The sequence below is a fragment of the Pseudomonas sp. LBUM1669 genome (assembly GCF_059695705.1).
This window is the reverse complement of the sequence record NZ_CP166786.1, coordinates 42,835-57,906: the sequence shown is the minus strand read 5'-3', so window position 1 is coordinate 57,906 and position 15,072 is coordinate 42,835. Positions and strand designations below refer to the sequence as shown.

The window sequence follows — 15,072 nt, the reverse complement described above, 5'->3', positions numbered from 1 at the left end:
ACGCTACTCGCTGTGTTAGTTATGCCGTGCATCCTGTTAGATACTTAACAACACTCGCGAGCTATAATCAAGTCCATGATGTCTTTTTGCTGGCTTTTGCAGGGGGGGTTCGTTCACCTAGATGAACGAACCCCCATACACGCCTGTGAGATATCTAACAAGTCGGTTTAAATGCGTTCGCCATGAACGAGGGTTCGTTCATCCCTGTCAGATATCGCACAGGTCTGCCCGTTTGAACGAGGGTTCGTTCACCAGTGTGAGATATCTAACAGCGGTGTACAGGGGTTCGTTCATCTAGGTGAACGAACCCTGTTCATTCTGGATGAACGAACCCTGTTCTTTCATGGTGAACGAACCCCTGTTCATCTAGAGTGAACGAACCCCATCGCTGAGAGGCCCGGTTTTAAAGGGCCTGGGAAATGTGCCTTCTTATGATCTACTGACACACCGCGAGAGGTTCGGAAAAGGTCGCCTGCGGCAGCGGCTGACTGTGAAGGGCTGACAGACTAGGCTTCGCCTGCGCTAGTCACCCCTTCACAGCCAGCTCGACGGAAGGATACCCCAACGATGGCTTTTTGATATTCATAGACAATAAGCCGCTGTTAAGGCACCCTATTTTAGATAAATATCAAGTTTTATTCGTCTGAAATACGTCACGCCCGTCTGATTTTTGGCGTTATTTTTTTGGCAGGGCTGAGGAGGGGGTGCCACGGCAAATGACAACACGACGCGACACCGATGAACACGAACACAAGACAGCATCAGCTGAGCGACTGATCTTTGCTCGAAATTTTCGAAAAGCACGAAAGCAAGCGAACCTTACTCAACGCGCAATCAACGATAAGACAGGCTTTGCACAATCGTGGATAAGCGAAGTTGAAACCGGTCAGAGCGCAATCAACATCGACAACATGGCCGCCCTGGCTCACGTAGTCGATGTTCCACTTTGGCAACTGCTCGTCCCGTAAAGCTTACCTGTGAAGAAATCTGAAGCCCCGCCATCGAGCGGGGCTTTCTCATTCTGCGAGTTATTCCGCTTGTACCTTTTATAGTCTGTAGCCTATCATTGCCCCTGCAATGCTTATAGCCTGTGGACTATCATTCGCCGTAATGGCATGATGCTGGCTAATAGCTACCAAAAGGGTACAAAAGGGATGAACGATTTGGCCGCCGTGCCGGGGCTTTCTAGCATTTCTCAAAACCGGACTGAGCACGAAAGGCGTATTGCTGAAAAGCTAAAGCGCGAATTCGGGCCTTTGGTTTGCGGATTGCTTCTTGATGACTCCCGTGTAATTGAAATCATGCTCAACCCGGACGGGATGCTGTGGGTTGAACGACTTGGCGAGCCGATGAAGCACATCGGTAACATGCTCGCGTCGCAGGCTGAATCCTTGATGGGTACGGTCGCCTCGACACTGAAAACACAAATCACTGCCGAAAATCCCATTCTTGAATGTGAGCTACCGCCCGCGTTCCTGGGTGCGCGTTTTGAAGCGCTGATACCCCCTGTGGTTGCCGCTCCGACCTTTGCCATTCGTAAAAAAGCGGGAGAGGTGTTCACACTGCCAAATTACGTGGCCAGTCGAATCATGACCCCCGCGCAGTTCGAGGCTATCCAATGGGGGGTGCGCAATCGCAAAAACATCCTTGTCGTCGGTGGTACGGGCACCGGGAAAACAACCCTGACAAACGCGATCATTGATGACATCAACGAGGCGTTTCCGCTTGACCGTTTGGTGGTCATTGAGGACACCGGGGAACTACAGGTTAACTCGGCCAATACCGTCATTTTGCGCTCTACCGATCTGGTCGATATGACCCGATTACTCAAGGCTACGTTGCGTCTTCGGCCTGACCGCATTGTCGTCGGTGAAGTTCGCGACGGTGCAGCGTTGGCCTTGCTCAAAGCATGGAACACGGGGCACCCCGGAGGGGCTGCAACGGTTCACGCAAACTCGGCGGATGCGGGGCTGATCCGCATGGAGCAATTGGTGGGAGAAGCCACCGCAGCGCCGATGCAAGCGCTTATCGCGGAGGCCGTTAACTTGATCGTTTCGATTGAGAAAACGGCCACCAGTCGGCGCATCAAGGAAGTCGTCAAAGTCATTGGCCATGACGGCAAGAAATATTTAACACAACCCATCTAAGGAAAAATCAAATGATTGCTAACGCTTCGGTTTCCCCGTTTGCGCTCAAGGCTCGCGCCGCCCTGTTAAGCCCGGCTTTCTTGCTGTTCGTCGTTGCTTTGGTCCTTCTTTTTGGTGTCATCAACCCGGCCCATGCAGCCGACGCAACAGCCGGTGGTGGTGCAGGTCTTCCATGGGAAGGACCATTGAACAAACTGAAACAATCCATCAGCGGGCCGGTCGCTTTCGTGATCGCGCTTCTCGGCATCATCGCTTGCGGTGCGACCCTGATTTGGGGTGGTGAAGTTTCCGAGTTCACACGCCGAATCATCTACGTGGTTCTGGTGGTCTGCGTCATCGTTTTCGCCAATACCCTGTTGACTGGCGCGATGTTCTCCGGCGCGGTGATTCCTGCTGACGCGGTTATCAGTGCTGTCGATCTGGCGAAAGCCCAGGCAGCGACAATCACCGGTTTCGGGAGCAAGTAATGGAAGGCTCGGAAGTGCGTCGTTTGACGCCTTTTCACCGGGCCTTACACCGGCCGCAACAGATCATGGGCGGGGAGCGCGAGTTAATGCTTTTCTCCATGCTCGTTGCGGGCGGGCTGATCGTGTCGGCCCTTAACCTCGTGGCGACCGTCATCGGCGGTTTGCTTTGGATGGTATGCGTTTACGCCCTGCGGAAAATGGCGAAGGCCGACCCGGAGCTATCAAAGGTCTACATTCGACAGCTCAAGTATGGGCATTACTACGGGCCGTTTTCTCGGCCTTACCGAGTGGCAAAGTCGCCACGAATCTACTGAGACAAGGAGCGGGGAATGCTTGCGTTACAGCCATTCCGCAGCAAGGCCGCTGGGCTGCCTGATCTGCTCAATTACGCTTCCCTCGTTGACGAAGGGATCGTACAGGGCAAAGACGGCTCGTTGATGGCTGGTTTTTTCTTCCGGGGTGACGATGCGGCTTCTGCTACAGCGTCAGAACGGAACTACCTCACGGCGATGGTGAACAACTACCTAGCTAGGTTCGGCTCTGGTTGGGCCACTTGGACGGACGCGGCTCGCTTGGCATCGCCGGGTTATCCTGACGCCAGTGAGTCGCACTACCCTGAGCCTATTACGGCACTCATTGACGCCGAAAGGCGTGAGGCGTTTGAAACAAAAAACGCACTCTTTGAAACTGAATACGCTCTGATTTTGCAGTATCTGCCGCCGCTGCGCCGTAGCTCGAAGCTGGGCGAAATGGTGTACGACGATGATGGCCGCGACGATTCCAGTCCAGGCGACCGGCTATTGGCTGAATTCAAGAAAAAGATCGGCGACTTGCACGATGGCTTGGGCGATCTGCTTCACATGCGCCGGATGGGAACTATCTCCATCACGCAAACCATTGGCCGTGGTGATGAGGCTTACGAAGAAACCTACGACAGTGACGAACTGGTCAACTACCTGCACTTCACTGTGACCAATGAGCCCATCGCTCTGCGCATCCCTGATTGCCCTATGTACCTTGATGCGTGGATGGGTTTTCCTGAGCTGTGGCCCGGAGATACGCCAAAGCTGGGCGACAAGTTCATTTCCTGCGTAGCTATCGAAGGTTTTCCGGGTAACTCGTTCCCCGGAATTCTCGATATGCTCGATGGCTTGCCGATGGCCTATCGGTGGTCGAGTCGTTTTATTTTCCTTGAACAGCATGAGGCTGTGGCCGCGCTCAATCGCTACCGGTTGAAGTGGCAACAGAAAATCCGTGGCTTCTGGTCGCAGGTGATGAAGTCGCAGAAAGGCATGATTAACACTGATGCCTTGGATATGTCGAACCAAACCGAAGTGGCCATTAACGACGCTAAATCGGGGTTGGTGGCTTACGGTTACTACACGCCGGTCATCGTGTTGATGCACGAAGATCGGTCGTTCCTCGAAGAACAATCGCGCTACGTCAAGCGAGAGCTTGAGCGCAAAGGTTTTGCTGCACGAATCGAGTCGGTCAACGCCCTGGAAGCATGGTTAGGTTCGCTGCCGGGTCAGACCTACCCGAACGTGCGCCGTCCACTTGTTCACACCCTGAACCTTTCCGATCTGCTGCCGTTGGCCAGCGCATGGCCGGGCCTACGTGAAAACCCGTGTGACTTGTATCCTGAAGGCTCGCCGCCATTGATGCACACGGTCACCACGGGCGCTACACCGTTCCGCTTGAACCTCCACGTTAGCGATGTCGGGCACACCCTCGTATTTGGCCCGACAGGTGCCGGTAAGTCGACATTGCTCGCAATGTTGCACGCTCAATTTCGACGCTATCGCGGCCGCAAGCGTCGTGATGGCAAGCGGGCACCCGCGACCATCACAGCGTTCGATAAAGGCCGGTCGCTCTACACGCTTTGTCAGGCGACCGGGGGGATTCACTACGACATTGGCAACGATGAATCGGACACCCCGGCGCTGACTCCGCTTGTGGACATTGACAGCGAATCCGAAGCCCTGTGGGCCGAAGAATGGGTGATTACCTGCTACGAACTGCAAGCGAAAAAGCCAATCACCCCGGCGCAGAAATTGGCCGTTCACAAGGCAATGGACTTACTGCGGGAAGCTCCACGCGAATTCCGGTCGCTGACCGATTTTGTCACGACAGTGCAGGACGCCGAAGTACGCGCAGCGCTCAACCACTACACCATCAGCGGCTCGATGGGCCACTTGCTCGACGGCAAGGAAGATGCCTTGAAGTCCAGCGATTACACCGTGTACGAAATTGACGACCTTATGAAAATGGGCGAGTCGAACGCTATTCCGGTGCTGCTCTACCTGTTCCGTCGCTTTGAACGGTCGTTGACTGGCCAGCCCGCCATGCTGTCGCTCGATGAAGCCTGGGTAATGCTGGGCCACCCTGTATTCCGCGAGAAAGTGCGTGAATGGCTCAAGGAACTGCGTAAGAAAAATTGCTTGGTCATCATGGCCACGCAAAGCCTTTCGGATGCCGTGAATTCCGGCCTGCTCGATGTGCTGTTGGAACAATGCCCGACCAAAATCCTGCTGCCGAACAAAGAGGCACATTTGCACGGCACCAAAGACACGCCCGGCCCGGCAGACCTTTACACCATGTTTGGCCTGAATTCGAAGGAAATCAGCATCCTGAAAAACGGCCAGTACAAGCGGATGTACTACTACAAATCGCCACTTGGCCGTCGCGTGTTTGAGCTGGGGTTAGGCCCATTGGCCTTGGCCTTCGTCGCCGTATCCAGCAAGGAGGACTTGGCGCAAGTCCGGGGGATGATGGCAGAGCATGGCAGCGACTGGCCGCTGTTTTGGTTGAATCACAAGGGAGTTGACTATGAAAAATATCTTTCGCAACAAGCTGCGTAATGGCGTGTTATCGGCCGCGCTGGCTGCCTCAATTTTTGGTGTCGGATTTGCTGTTATGCCGGTTCCGGCATACGCCATCTACTGCGCTAACTGCTCGACGTTCTATCAGCAGATGTTCGAGTACGTGGAACAGGTAAACACGGCTTTAAATACGGCTGAGCAGCTTTCTACGCAAATTCAGCAGTACAACAACATGGTTCAACAAGGCACTTCATTGCCTAGCAGCATGTACTCCAGCGTTACAGCGGATTTGCAGCGCGTGGCGAGCATCTATAACCGTTCGCAAGCGCTGGGTCGGAATATTTCCAACCTTGACTCCCAGTTCAACACGAAATATCCGAGCTATCAGGAGTACCTGCAAAATTTCGTCCAGTCCAGCGGACAGGCCAGCGGATCGGCTATGCCGGATCGGTACGAAAAATGGTCAGACAGTAGCCGGGCCAACGTAAAAACCGCTATGGAAGCGGCGAACATGAATACCAGTACGTTTGCTGACGAAGACGCGCAGCTTAGCCAAATGGTGGCCCGCTCGCAGTCAGCAGTCGGACGGCAACAAGCGATTCAAGCAGGCAATGAAATTGCCGCTTCTAACGTGCAGCAACTCCAGAAGTTACGCGACCTAGTGGCTACGCAAATGCAGATGCAGGGCAACTACATGGCCCAAGAACAGGAGCGCACTGGCCTGGATGATGCCGTGCGCGCGCAGCGTCGCAGTGGAACCCTAAAAAATACGGCGGCTTATAAGGAGTATTGAGTGCTTAATCTCAAGGTATCAACACTGGTGATTTATCTGATTGTCTCGGCCGGTGTCAGCGCGGCGGGCACGACGGTTTTTATCAAAATGAACAGCACGGCTTCGGCGGATGCGGCCGCAGTATTGAACTGCAAGCCTCCCGCTCGTTCGGCCGAGACGTTTCGTCATGCAGACCCCGTGAACACGGGCCGCAATAAGGAGTATTGAGGATGGTCAGGCGCGGGCAAAAACATTTCCGTCTGTGGTTCATGCTTCTGGCGCTCGCGTCGATTCTCTTCACAACAGCGGCGCATGCAGCCGACTTGCACGATCCCAGCGGCTCATTTACCGGGCTGCTCGATCTTGTAAAAAACAGCGCCGCCGTGTGGGATGGAAAGCTGCGGGTATACGCTCAAAGGCTGTTTTGGCTCTTGGCGACGATTCAGCTTGTATGGACTTTTTTCCCGTTGGTTTTCAGGCAAGCGGACTTTGGTGAAATAGTCGGTGAGTTGATTCGGTTCATCATGGTGATCGGGTTTTTCTATGCGCTTTTGCTGTTTTCGGCCGACTGGGCGGAAGCGGTAGTGAACAGCTTTCGGCAGGCAGGTGCAACGGCTGCCGGTCTAGGCTCTACGGGATTGAAACCGGGAGACATTTTCGGCACGGCAGTAGAGCTGGCGAACACAATGGATAATGTGGAAACGTGGAACCCTCTCACGTCCTTCATGATTGCGATTTCCTCTTTGATTGTTCTGCTCTGCTTCGCGTTCATAGCCGCATTCATGGGCCTAACCATCATTGAGTCCTATGTGGTTATCAACGCCTCGGCATTGTTCATGGGCTTCGGTGCTTCACAGTGGACGCGGGAATACGCAATGGCGCTCGTTCGCTACGCCGTTTCCGTGGGTGCCAAGTTGTTTGTTTTGACGTTGATCGTTGGGTTGATTATTGACTCGGCGAAGGATTGGGCCGCTGCCTACAACGCGAACGCTGACGATGCCTCGATGTGGACGATGGTTGGTTTGTCGCTGGCTTGTGCCTATCTGGCTAAAACGATCCCCGAATTGATCGCCGCCATGATTAGCGGCACCTCGGCGGGCGGCGGTTCAAATGTGGGTGCAATGGCAGCCGCAGCAGTCGCCGGAGCCGCAGCAGCAGCGGCCACCATTGCAACAGCCGGTGCAGCCGCTCCAGCGGCGGCCGGTGCGGCGGGAGGCGGCAGCGGCCTGGGTGGCTTGGCCGGAGCGATTAACTCCAGTTTTGCCGGTGGTTCCGGTGCCGGTGCGGGTGCGGGTGCGGGTGCTACTGGCGGGATGAGCTCTGGTGCGTCCGTAGCCAAAATGGGTGCGGGTAGTTCCAGCCTCGGCTCAGGTACTGGTGGCAGCGCGGCCGCGAAGTCCGCAGGGGCCAAACTTGGCGGCAGCAATGCAGCAAGCGGACCTAGCGGATCGGCTCCAACGTCGCAGGTTAGCGAAGGTGTGCAAAAGGCTGCCAAGCAGGCCAGCAAGGCCGCCGAAGGCGACAGCGATGATTCCGGTTCTGCTCAGCCGCAGTCGGCCCCACAAGGCGACGTGGACGGCGGTAGTTCGCTTGGGACTCAATCAGAATCCCAACAGCCAGCAGGTGAGGCGAAAGAGAGCGGCGGCGTTACCGGGCATCAAGTGGCGAACGCGGTGACCCGAGGCGCTGGCATCCTCTCGGCAATCTCGGTGCCTGGGATGGAAGGGGCCGCCGGGTTGTCGTTGGGAGCCGGTGCGCCGCAGCCAATGCCGGGCGCTGGTAGCGGTGATAACAGCAACATGGAAGTGCAAGGGGAGGTGCAAGGGACCGAAACGCAAAACGTGATTCGTCCGGCAGAAGCTCCGGCGGCGCCTAAAGCTCCAGGCGGCACAGCCGATTCAGAAGCTGACACCAAAGGGGATAAGCCGTGAACGCGCTTTATGAGGTACTGGCCTTTGTCTTGCCACTTGCCGGAATGTTCGTCACCGGGATCGCTTTTTGGGCGCTGGGTCAGTGGCTCCGGCGCAAAGGGCACGGCGATTTGCTCGACCGGATGGCAGTTGTTTTCGGGAAGTTTCAACGTGTAACCGGCCGGGTGGTTAACCCGCTGGGGGGCTCTCTAATTGGCCTCAGTCGAGGCTTGAGCCGCATTCCGTTGCTAGGCAGCAAGCGCACTCGCGCATTGTGGGAACAGTTGGAACAAAAAACCCCGCCGAATCAGGACAAATAACCATTTTTTGCCTCTCCTAGCGCTTGCTAGGGGGGGCGCCTTTGGCTGATAATATAGCCTAGAGACTATCAAGATTAGCGAGGGATCATGCGCAAAAACAAACCCCCGGCTTCACCGCCGGAGTCGCCCTACATAGCGGCACGGCGCGAATGGAATGAGCGTTACTCAGACTATATCGCGGCCGCAAATAACTGGCGGCTTGCCGCGCTCGGTAGTCTTGGCGTGTCGCTGATCCTTGCGAGTGGTTTGGTCTGGGTGTCGGGTCAACAGAAGGTCGTGCCGTACTACGTTGAAACCAATAGCTATGGCGAAGTCACTCGCGTGGCCAGGGCAGACCGGGCCGGACAGCCTACAGAAAAGCAAATGAAAGCCGGTCTGCGTCAGTGGATCACAGGTGCGCGAACTGTCTATACCGACGCACGGGCACAACAGCAAATCATCGGTGCAACGTATGCGATGACTTTCCCTGATAGCCCGGCTTATTCCGCACTTGCGGAGTATCACCGCGACCAAAACCCGTACCTGCGAGCGCAAAAAGAAACAGTGGAAGTGGCATGGCACGGCGCAAGCCTGATCGGGGGGGATATGTGGCAAATCGAATGGACAGAAACGATTCGCTCCCTTGCAGGCAAGCAAATTGGTGAGCCAATTACTTACGTGGCCACGGTAAAAACACAGGTGGCGACACCAACTGAAGAAGCCGCGATAACCCTGAATCCGTTCGGTATCTACGCAAATCAGTTCTCGTGGAATGAACGCATCAACTAGTGCAGGTCAAGAAAACGCTATGAAAAAGACTATGTGGATCGCCGGTTTGGCTGCGTCCCTCCTTGCCCTGCCGGTGTTTGCTCAGAACGTACCGGCGCTTGATGCCCCTCAAGGCGAAGTGCTTCCATCGCTTCAACTGCTGTCGTCCGATGACAACATCAAGCTCGATCCAAAAGAGGCGGAAGGGCTGCGCCTCGCCAGTAAATGGAAGTCCAACCCCGACAAGCCGCGTACCGGGGCTGACGGAAGTGTGGTTTATCTTTTTGGTGCCACGCTCCCGACGCTCGTTTGTTCGCCGCTTGAGGTTTGCACCATCGTGCTGGAGCCCGGCGAAACAGTCACTGACAAGGTGCATGTAGGTGACAAGGCGCGCTGGAAAATTTCGCCTGGGTCCAAGGGCGACGCGGAAGGCGATACGACGCTGGTGATCGTCAAGCCAACGGATGCAGGTTTGACGACAAGCCTGACGATCCCGACTGATCGCCGTGTGTACTCAATCAAGCTCGTAAGCACGCAAGACCGCTGGATGCCGTTTTTGTCTTTCGATTATCCCGATCAGATTGATCGCGCTTGGGCCGAGTACCGCGAGAAGCGCGCCAAGACGACCTATAACAACACGATGCCGACCGGCGAGAACCTGGCTAACCTCGACTTCGGTTTTACCATCGACGGTGATAGCCCGAGCTGGAAGCCTGTTCGCGTCTACTCGGATGGCAAAAAAACCTACATCCAGTTTTCATCGGCGTCGTTCGGTGGTGAGGCTCCGGCGCTGGTAGCCCTTGGCAACGATGGCGGCTTGTTCTCGGACCCAAGCATGAAGCTGGTGAACTACCGCCCAATCGGTGACCGCTATGTGGTCGACAAGGTGATTGACCGTGCAGCCCTGATCCAAGGCGTCGGCAGTGACCAAATCAAAGTCACCATTACGCACAAGGGCAAATGATATGAGCCATCGCAAATTCCTGCCGTTGGCTGTTGCGATTCTGTTGAGCGGATGCGCGGTGTCACGGCCTACCACATCGTATGTGGCCCCGGAATTGACAGCGGCTGATGCACAAGTCTTGGCAGCTGATTCGGTGGCTTACCTTGCCGATTCACTGCCACCAGCGCGCACAACCCTCATCCTCGACCCGCCATTAAGCGGCAAGCATGACGCACTGTCGTCGCTGTACGAGCTTTCATTCCGTGGCCGTGGCTATGGCGTGTTGGTGGTCGATCCAAAAACGGGAGTCGCTGCGGGGCAGGGCACGCTACTGCGCTATCTCGCATCGCCGTTTGAAAGCGGTGTGGTACTCCGTTTGCAATATCAGGGTGTCGAGTCCACGCGCTACTACCCGCGTAGCGCGGGAGGCAAGCTGCTGTCGAACGGTGCACCGTTTATGGTGAGGGGGGCCAAATGAGCCAGCGACAGGACAAAGACCTTGATTTGCCGCTTGATGATGCTGATGTGCATGAAACACAAAAAAATCCACGCGATGAGGAAGACGGCGGAGAGTCACCAGACTTCTTGGCGGCACCAAAAAGGGGGAAGGGGGTTCGCCGTCTAAACCGTCTCCCTCTCGTTGTGGTGGCTGTCTTGATCTTGCTCGCCGTGGCCGGGATAACTTACACATTTTTCGCCCGGCAGGCGGCCAACGTCGCCAAGGCAACACCGCTGGAGCCGCCTAAGGTAACGACAACCGCCACGCCTCCTGTGCGTCCTCCAGCGCTTCCCGAACCGACTTATGTCGCACCCACAGAAACTGAACCTGGGCAGGTGCCTGAGCAAAACACGCCGGGATCGGTCCCAACGGAGCGTAATTCGTCGAACAACTCCAGCCAGCCCGTGCCACTGTCCGAGGCAATGACACGCCGCTTGCGACAAATTCAACAGCTTGAGGACAGAAAGCTAGCCAAGGCCGATGAAGCGCTGTACGCCGATCTAGCGGTAGAAGAGTTTACGAAAGGCAACCCGAGCGGCGTACAACAGCCCGGAGGGCCAGCAACCGCGAATCGTTTGAACCCTCAAGATTTGATGCAGCAATACCTTGCCAGCGCTGGCCCATCCGGTATGGGGGGCGGTTCCGGTGCAGGTGGCATGGATGGCATGGGCGGTGTTCCAAGCATGGCGGCCGAGAATCGGCAGGATCAGAAAAGAGCATTTTTATCGGGCACGGCCGAAGCCAGCACGTATTTAGCTCAACAGAAAAAAGCGGCCATTGCGCCGTCGCAAGAGATTAAAGCTGGGTGGGTCATTCCGGGCACGATGATTGGGGGCTTGAACTCCGACTTGCCGGGGCAAATCATTGGGCAAGTGCGCGAGGCGGTCTATGACAGCGCGACGGGCACTCAATGTTTGATTCCTCCAGGTTCGCGACTGGTGGGCACTTACGACAGCGGTGTAACACTGGGTCAGACGCGAGCTTTAGCCGCGTGGCAACGCATCATCTACCCCGATGGTTCGTCTATCTCGATAGACAAAATGCCGGGCGCCGATCAAGGCGGTTATGCCGGGTTCTATGACCAAGTAAACAACCACTATGTGAAAATCTTCGGCGCCGGGGCAATGTTGTCGATTTTTTCCGCCGGTATTCAACTGTCCCAGCCGCAGGCAAGCGGCAAGGAAAACACCAACAGTTCGCAAATTATCGCCGGAGCGCTTGGCCAGCAGATGGGCCAGATTGGTATGCAGATGGCTCAGAGGAACATGAACATTCAGCCGACTCTGGAAATCAGGAACGGCTACCAATTCAACATCATGGTGACGAAGGACATTCTTTTGCCGACCTGGGAAGGGCACCCGATGGCCGGGGCCAACAACAAGGCGTGCGAGTGAGGTTCAATCAAATGGCGGCCAGCAGGCCGCCATTTTTACACGGCTCATTGGTAGAAACTCAATGCCTCCTAGTTGTTCCGGGGCGTCCTGCAGGAAGGTAAAAACGGTATGACCAACAAGGCATGGCTCGCACACGCGCAGCCCTTCAAACAGGTGTATATCCAGCTTCAAGGCACCCAGCACAGCAGCCGTGAAAGTGTGATCGGCCTGCTTGAAACGGTGCTGGCAAAGCTCAAAGCAGGCGACATCAAAGGGGGATGCAATGACGATGATTTCGGGTACTACTTCGAGTATCGCGACGATGTACCCGGCCCGTCTCTTTTTGATGAGGAAGACCCCGGCGATATGCCGGTAGACAATTAACCGTAGGAGGTTGTGATGACGCCGGAAGAAATCTCGACCGTATTGGATACGGCCGACTCATACCAGTTGCAAGCCTTGCATATGGCTCATTGGCGCTACCTGAGTTTGGCCGGGATCGTAGCTGATGTTTTGTCTGTGGAGGTTGTGGACGCGGATCAGAAGGCTTACCCACATTTCATTAAGCGCAATTCAGGTTTGGCAGTTTTCAACGATGCCGACTGTGTGACGTTCATGACGGAGGTAACGGGGCTTGCACCGGAGCTTTGCGAGGCGTGGAAAAACTACGACTACTACGATCTACACGGCGAGACGGCGCACCAAACTGCTGCCCGCCAGATGCCCGCAGGGTAGAAATAGGAGCAGCAAAAAGGCCGGACTACCGGCCTTTTTTATGCGCGTATGGTTCAGTTAGTCACCGCAGCGAACTGGGTAATTCAGTTTTGCTGTTCCATCATCAGGCTCGGATGACCTGGGCTTTAGTTCAGGCGTAAGCAAATGGGCGCCGCCCGGAAAGTCTTTGCGGACATACGAAAAACCTTCAATGCACATCGTTGAGGGCGCTGGTTTGAACACAACCCAGCCCAACATGCAAACCATTACCACACTAGCTAAACCAACGACATAGAGCGGACCTTTGCTGAGCTTGCTTCTGTTCATGCGTTTTTCCCTCTACCACTACATATGGTGTCGATCGCTGCTGCCGGCAACACAAGATGTTGTGTTGCGGCATTTCCTATTTCGGTTCCACATCAAGCGAATCGACTCTTTCAACGCTGTGCGGACAATGCGGCCCATCGACCAGCACCTCGCAGCCGAACAAATCGGATGCCAATTCTTCGACCACGTAATGCCGGAGTCGCGAAGCCATGTAGGTGTCGTACTCTGCCTTCGTGGCTTCGGATAGGTCCAAACTGATTCTTATCATCGTAGCCTTCTCGTTGTGGCCGCGAAAACCGCGCCTCTTCTATGGGTTTAGCTCCATTCAAGGGGCTGTTGCGTTCCTGGGTGTACCGCCTTGAACTCTTCCGGTTCAGGTGCTGAGCGCCCATCGGTCATTCCTTTGGTGCTAGTGGTCATCGGGTTCATCCTGCGTTACGGCTCGCCTGCACGATCCGCCGAAGGGCGGCATCGAAAACCCGTGGGGCCAGAATGACGACGGCAACGACGACAAGCACGCGCAGCGCTGGACTGATGAGGCTTGTAAGCGATGCGTCTGAGACGCTGGCCAGCAGGTAGAGGATTGCGAATTGCAGGCCGAGGATGAAAACAAGCACTTTGGCGACTTTGAGAGTGATGGTTCGGGCGATGGTCACTGCGGTGTAAAGGGTGGTGTAGTTCATGGTGATCTCCGTTCGTTATTTGGTGCCTGTTGGCCAGTGATAGAGCGACTGCAAAGCGGTTGTTGCACCCGAAGGGCCGAAACGTAGTGGCGGACGCTGCAAGCGTTGCAATGACTGCGCGGTCGCTACACTTGCCAAAAAACAGGCTCAAACGAACGGAGAAGGCCAGCGGCCACCTACGCCTTGTCTTTGTCGCTCGATCCGCTCAGAGCGGCGTACAAGGCCGTTTTCCCGACCTTGATTGCGGCGGCCGCCTCACGGACGGTCAAGCCTTTGCTCATTAGTTGTTGTGCTTTTGCCAGCTTAGCCGGTGTTATTACCGGCCTGCGGCCCCCGTGACGGCCACGCGCCGCTGCTGATTCTATGCCTGCTTTGGTTCTTTCTTTGATCAAATCGCGCTCGAATTCGGCCAAGGTGCCGAACAAATTGAACAGCAACTTGCCATTGCGTGTGGTCGTGTCGATACCGGCATCGTTCAAGGATCGGAACGAAACGCCTCGATCACGCAAGTCATCAACGGTTTGCACCAAATGGGAAAGCGAGCGGCCAAGCCGGTCGATTTTCCAGACCACTAGCGTGTCACCTTCGCGCAGGTAAGACAGGGCTTCATCAAGGCCCGGTCGGTTTGCTTTCGCGCCGCTGGCCACGTCGGTGAACACGCGGAGACACCCGGCTTTTTCCAGCGCATCAACCTGCATAGCTACACTCTGATCGGTCGTCGAGACACGGGCATAGCCAATCAAAGTGGTTATGCCTATGTCGAGCGTGCCAGGGTCTTTGGGGTCGCGCATCAATCAAGCCTCTATGGTAATGACGCCGCGCTGGGCGGCGCCGGTTGCTACGGTTCTGCGCCGTTAAGCGCGTTTAGCGGGGCGCAGCATCTTCATCAGCGCTTCCGCGACACATGGCGGGGCCAGATCCCCCGCGTACTCCAGAAGCAGCCGCCGAAAACGCGGATTAGCAATCTGAGTTTTGGTCAGGCTCATTACTGTGGTAATTTCTCGCTCGGACATGACGGCTCTCCAAATGTTGTTGTGTTCACTGCCGGGCCTTGGTTGCACCCTTGGCTCGGCGCTTTAGAACTCTGCGAATCAAGTGGCTTCAATGCTCTGATGAGTGCGAGACACCAAGGCAAACTGGTATTTAGCTCCCGATTCCTCTCCGCCTCACTGCTACCCCCATCGCTTGACTCCCCATCTGCCCCATCTGCCTCTCCATTCCTGGGTTTTGGCATTGTGCTTCCCTCTGGATTTCTGGAAGTGGCCAGCGGCTCAGGCTGGCCGGTCGAAGGTCTTCGCGTGTCCGCACTGAAACTGACCTCTAATGCGTGCGACTCGCCGAAACTGTC

At 55.8% G+C, this 15,072-nt stretch carries 20 protein-coding genes; 15 read left to right on the top strand and 5 right to left on the bottom strand.

The features are described from left to right. Window positions 1-716 precede the first annotated feature (716 nt). The 15 genes from ACA051_RS31770 (at window position 717) to ACA051_RS31700 (ending at window position 12,735) form a co-directional block, all read left to right on the top strand. Window positions 717-968: a helix-turn-helix domain-containing protein gene (locus ACA051_RS31770; RefSeq protein ID WP_497376105.1), complete on the top strand. Its 252-nt coding sequence runs from the start codon at window positions 717-719 to the stop codon at window positions 966-968. A 186-nt stretch (window positions 969-1,154) separates the two neighbouring features. Then, window positions 1,155-2,147, top strand: coding sequence for a P-type conjugative transfer ATPase TrbB (gene trbB, locus ACA051_RS31765; RefSeq protein WP_497376103.1), 993 nt, complete (start codon window positions 1,155-1,157; stop codon window positions 2,145-2,147). An 11-nt stretch (window positions 2,148-2,158) separates the two neighbouring features. Beyond that, entirely contained in the window at window positions 2,159-2,614 is a 456-nt protein-coding gene (locus ACA051_RS31760; RefSeq protein ID WP_497376101.1) for a TrbC/VirB2 family protein, read from the top strand. Next, on the top strand, window positions 2,614-2,928 hold the full coding sequence (locus tag ACA051_RS31755; protein ID WP_497376099.1) for a conjugal transfer protein TrbD: 315 nt from the start codon (window positions 2,614-2,616) through the stop codon (window positions 2,926-2,928). Before ACA051_RS31760 ends, ACA051_RS31755 begins: the two co-directional genes overlap by 1 nt. 15 nt (window positions 2,929-2,943) lie before the next feature. Beyond that, on the top strand, window positions 2,944-5,475 hold the full coding sequence (locus ACA051_RS31750) for a VirB4 family type IV secretion/conjugal transfer ATPase (protein ID WP_497376097.1): 2,532 nt from the start codon (window positions 2,944-2,946) through the stop codon (window positions 5,473-5,475). Next, the gene (trbJ, locus tag ACA051_RS31745) at window positions 5,444-6,229 is read left to right on the top strand and encodes a P-type conjugative transfer protein TrbJ (RefSeq protein WP_497376095.1); all 786 of its coding nucleotides are present in this window, start codon (window positions 5,444-5,446) and stop codon (window positions 6,227-6,229) included. Before ACA051_RS31750 ends, trbJ begins: the two co-directional genes overlap by 32 nt. Continuing rightward, the gene (locus tag ACA051_RS31740) at window positions 6,230-6,436 is read left to right on the top strand and encodes a hypothetical protein (RefSeq protein ID WP_497376093.1); all 207 of its coding nucleotides are present in this window, start codon (window positions 6,230-6,232) and stop codon (window positions 6,434-6,436) included. 2 nt (window positions 6,437-6,438) lie between these two features. Continuing rightward, window positions 6,439-8,139, top strand: coding sequence for a P-type conjugative transfer protein TrbL (gene trbL / locus ACA051_RS31735; protein WP_497376091.1), 1,701 nt, complete (start codon window positions 6,439-6,441; stop codon window positions 8,137-8,139). Continuing rightward, entirely contained in the window at window positions 8,136-8,438 is a 303-nt protein-coding gene (locus ACA051_RS31730) for a hypothetical protein (RefSeq protein WP_497376089.1), read from the top strand. The genes trbL and ACA051_RS31730 overlap by 4 nt, the downstream gene beginning before the upstream one ends. A gap of 87 nt (window positions 8,439-8,525) precedes the next feature. Beyond that, on the top strand, window positions 8,526-9,206 hold the full coding sequence (locus tag ACA051_RS31725) for a VirB8/TrbF family protein (protein ID WP_497376087.1): 681 nt from the start codon (window positions 8,526-8,528) through the stop codon (window positions 9,204-9,206). A 19-nt stretch (window positions 9,207-9,225) separates the two neighbouring features. Then, window positions 9,226-10,149, top strand: a complete 924-nt coding sequence (gene trbG, locus ACA051_RS31720; protein ID WP_497376085.1) for a P-type conjugative transfer protein TrbG — start codon at window positions 9,226-9,228, stop codon at window positions 10,147-10,149. Window position 10,150: 1 nt separating this feature from the next. Next, window positions 10,151-10,606 carry a conjugal transfer lipoprotein TrbH gene (locus tag ACA051_RS31715; protein ID WP_497376083.1) on the top strand — a complete coding sequence of 152 codons (456 nt, stop codon included), beginning with the start codon at window positions 10,151-10,153 and terminating at the stop codon, window positions 10,604-10,606. Beyond that, on the top strand, window positions 10,603-12,021 hold the full coding sequence (locus tag ACA051_RS31710) for a TraB/TrbI/VirB10 family type IV secretion system protein (RefSeq protein ID WP_497376081.1): 1,419 nt from the start codon (window positions 10,603-10,605) through the stop codon (window positions 12,019-12,021). Before ACA051_RS31715 ends, ACA051_RS31710 begins: the two co-directional genes overlap by 4 nt. Before the next feature lie 108 nt (window positions 12,022-12,129). After that, a complete protein-coding gene (locus tag ACA051_RS31705; RefSeq protein WP_497376079.1) occupies window positions 12,130-12,384 on the top strand; it encodes a hypothetical protein in 255 nt (84 codons plus the stop codon). A 15-nt stretch (window positions 12,385-12,399) separates the two neighbouring features. After that, on the top strand, window positions 12,400-12,735 hold the full coding sequence (locus ACA051_RS31700) for a hypothetical protein (protein WP_497376077.1): 336 nt from the start codon (window positions 12,400-12,402) through the stop codon (window positions 12,733-12,735). Window positions 12,736-12,792: 57 nt separating this feature from the next. On the opposite strand, the gene ACA051_RS31695 is transcribed toward ACA051_RS31700, so the two are convergent. The 5 genes from ACA051_RS31695 to ACA051_RS31675 form a co-directional block, all read right to left on the bottom strand. Further along, the gene (locus ACA051_RS31695) at window positions 12,793-13,041 is read right to left on the bottom strand and encodes a hypothetical protein (protein WP_497376075.1); all 249 of its coding nucleotides are present in this window, start codon (window positions 13,039-13,041) and stop codon (window positions 12,793-12,795) included. A gap of 76 nt (window positions 13,042-13,117) precedes the next feature. After that, window positions 13,118-13,252 (bottom strand): hypothetical protein, encoded by a 135-nt coding sequence (locus tag ACA051_RS31690; RefSeq protein WP_497376073.1) that lies wholly within the window; start codon window positions 13,250-13,252, stop codon window positions 13,118-13,120. A 214-nt stretch (window positions 13,253-13,466) separates the two neighbouring features. Continuing rightward, window positions 13,467-13,724: a hypothetical protein gene (locus tag ACA051_RS31685; RefSeq protein ID WP_497376071.1), complete on the bottom strand. Its 258-nt coding sequence runs from the start codon at window positions 13,722-13,724 to the stop codon at window positions 13,467-13,469. 176 nt (window positions 13,725-13,900) lie between these two features. Continuing rightward, a complete protein-coding gene (locus ACA051_RS31680) occupies window positions 13,901-14,515 on the bottom strand; it encodes a recombinase family protein (protein WP_497376069.1) in 615 nt (204 codons plus the stop codon). Window positions 14,516-14,578: 63 nt separating this feature from the next. Continuing rightward, window positions 14,579-14,737: a hypothetical protein gene (locus tag ACA051_RS31675; RefSeq protein ID WP_497376067.1), complete on the bottom strand. Its 159-nt coding sequence runs from the start codon at window positions 14,735-14,737 to the stop codon at window positions 14,579-14,581. Between the last annotated feature and the right edge of the window lie 335 nt (window positions 14,738-15,072).

Bases quoted from the DNA above. Each gene is read 5' to 3' on its own strand.
- ACA051_RS31715 (WP_497376083.1), top strand. From the start codon at position 10,151: ATGAGCCATCGCAAATTCCTGCCGTTGGCTGTTGCGATTCTGTTGAGC.
- ACA051_RS31680 (WP_497376069.1), bottom strand. From the start codon at position 14,515: ATGCGCGACCCCAAAGACCCTGGCACGCTCGACATAGGCATAACCACT.
- ACA051_RS31725 (WP_497376087.1), top strand. From the start codon at position 8,526: ATGCGCAAAAACAAACCCCCGGCTTCACCGCCGGAGTCGCCCTACATA.
- trbJ (WP_497376095.1), top strand. From the start codon at position 5,444: ATGAAAAATATCTTTCGCAACAAGCTGCGTAATGGCGTGTTATCGGCC.
- ACA051_RS31690 (WP_497376073.1), bottom strand. From the start codon at position 13,252: ATGGCTTCGCGACTCCGGCATTACGTGGTCGAAGAATTGGCATCCGAT.
- ACA051_RS31755 (WP_497376099.1), top strand. From the start codon at position 2,614: ATGGAAGGCTCGGAAGTGCGTCGTTTGACGCCTTTTCACCGGGCCTTA.
- trbG (WP_497376085.1), top strand. From the start codon at position 9,226: ATGAAAAAGACTATGTGGATCGCCGGTTTGGCTGCGTCCCTCCTTGCC.
- ACA051_RS31705 (WP_497376079.1), top strand. From the start codon at position 12,130: ATGACCAACAAGGCATGGCTCGCACACGCGCAGCCCTTCAAACAGGTG.
- trbB (WP_497376103.1), top strand. From the start codon at position 1,155: ATGAACGATTTGGCCGCCGTGCCGGGGCTTTCTAGCATTTCTCAAAAC.
- ACA051_RS31770 (WP_497376105.1), top strand. From the start codon at position 717: ATGACAACACGACGCGACACCGATGAACACGAACACAAGACAGCATCA.
- ACA051_RS31750 (WP_497376097.1), top strand. From the start codon at position 2,944: ATGCTTGCGTTACAGCCATTCCGCAGCAAGGCCGCTGGGCTGCCTGAT.
- ACA051_RS31695 (WP_497376075.1), bottom strand. From the start codon at position 13,041: ATGAACAGAAGCAAGCTCAGCAAAGGTCCGCTCTATGTCGTTGGTTTA.
- ACA051_RS31710 (WP_497376081.1), top strand. From the start codon at position 10,603: ATGAGCCAGCGACAGGACAAAGACCTTGATTTGCCGCTTGATGATGCT.
- trbL (WP_497376091.1), top strand. From the start codon at position 6,439: ATGGTCAGGCGCGGGCAAAAACATTTCCGTCTGTGGTTCATGCTTCTG.
- ACA051_RS31675 (WP_497376067.1), bottom strand. From the start codon at position 14,737: ATGTCCGAGCGAGAAATTACCACAGTAATGAGCCTGACCAAAACTCAG.
- ACA051_RS31700 (WP_497376077.1), top strand. From the start codon at position 12,400: ATGACGCCGGAAGAAATCTCGACCGTATTGGATACGGCCGACTCATAC.
- ACA051_RS31685 (WP_497376071.1), bottom strand. From the start codon at position 13,724: ATGAACTACACCACCCTTTACACCGCAGTGACCATCGCCCGAACCATC.
- ACA051_RS31760 (WP_497376101.1), top strand. From the start codon at position 2,159: ATGATTGCTAACGCTTCGGTTTCCCCGTTTGCGCTCAAGGCTCGCGCC.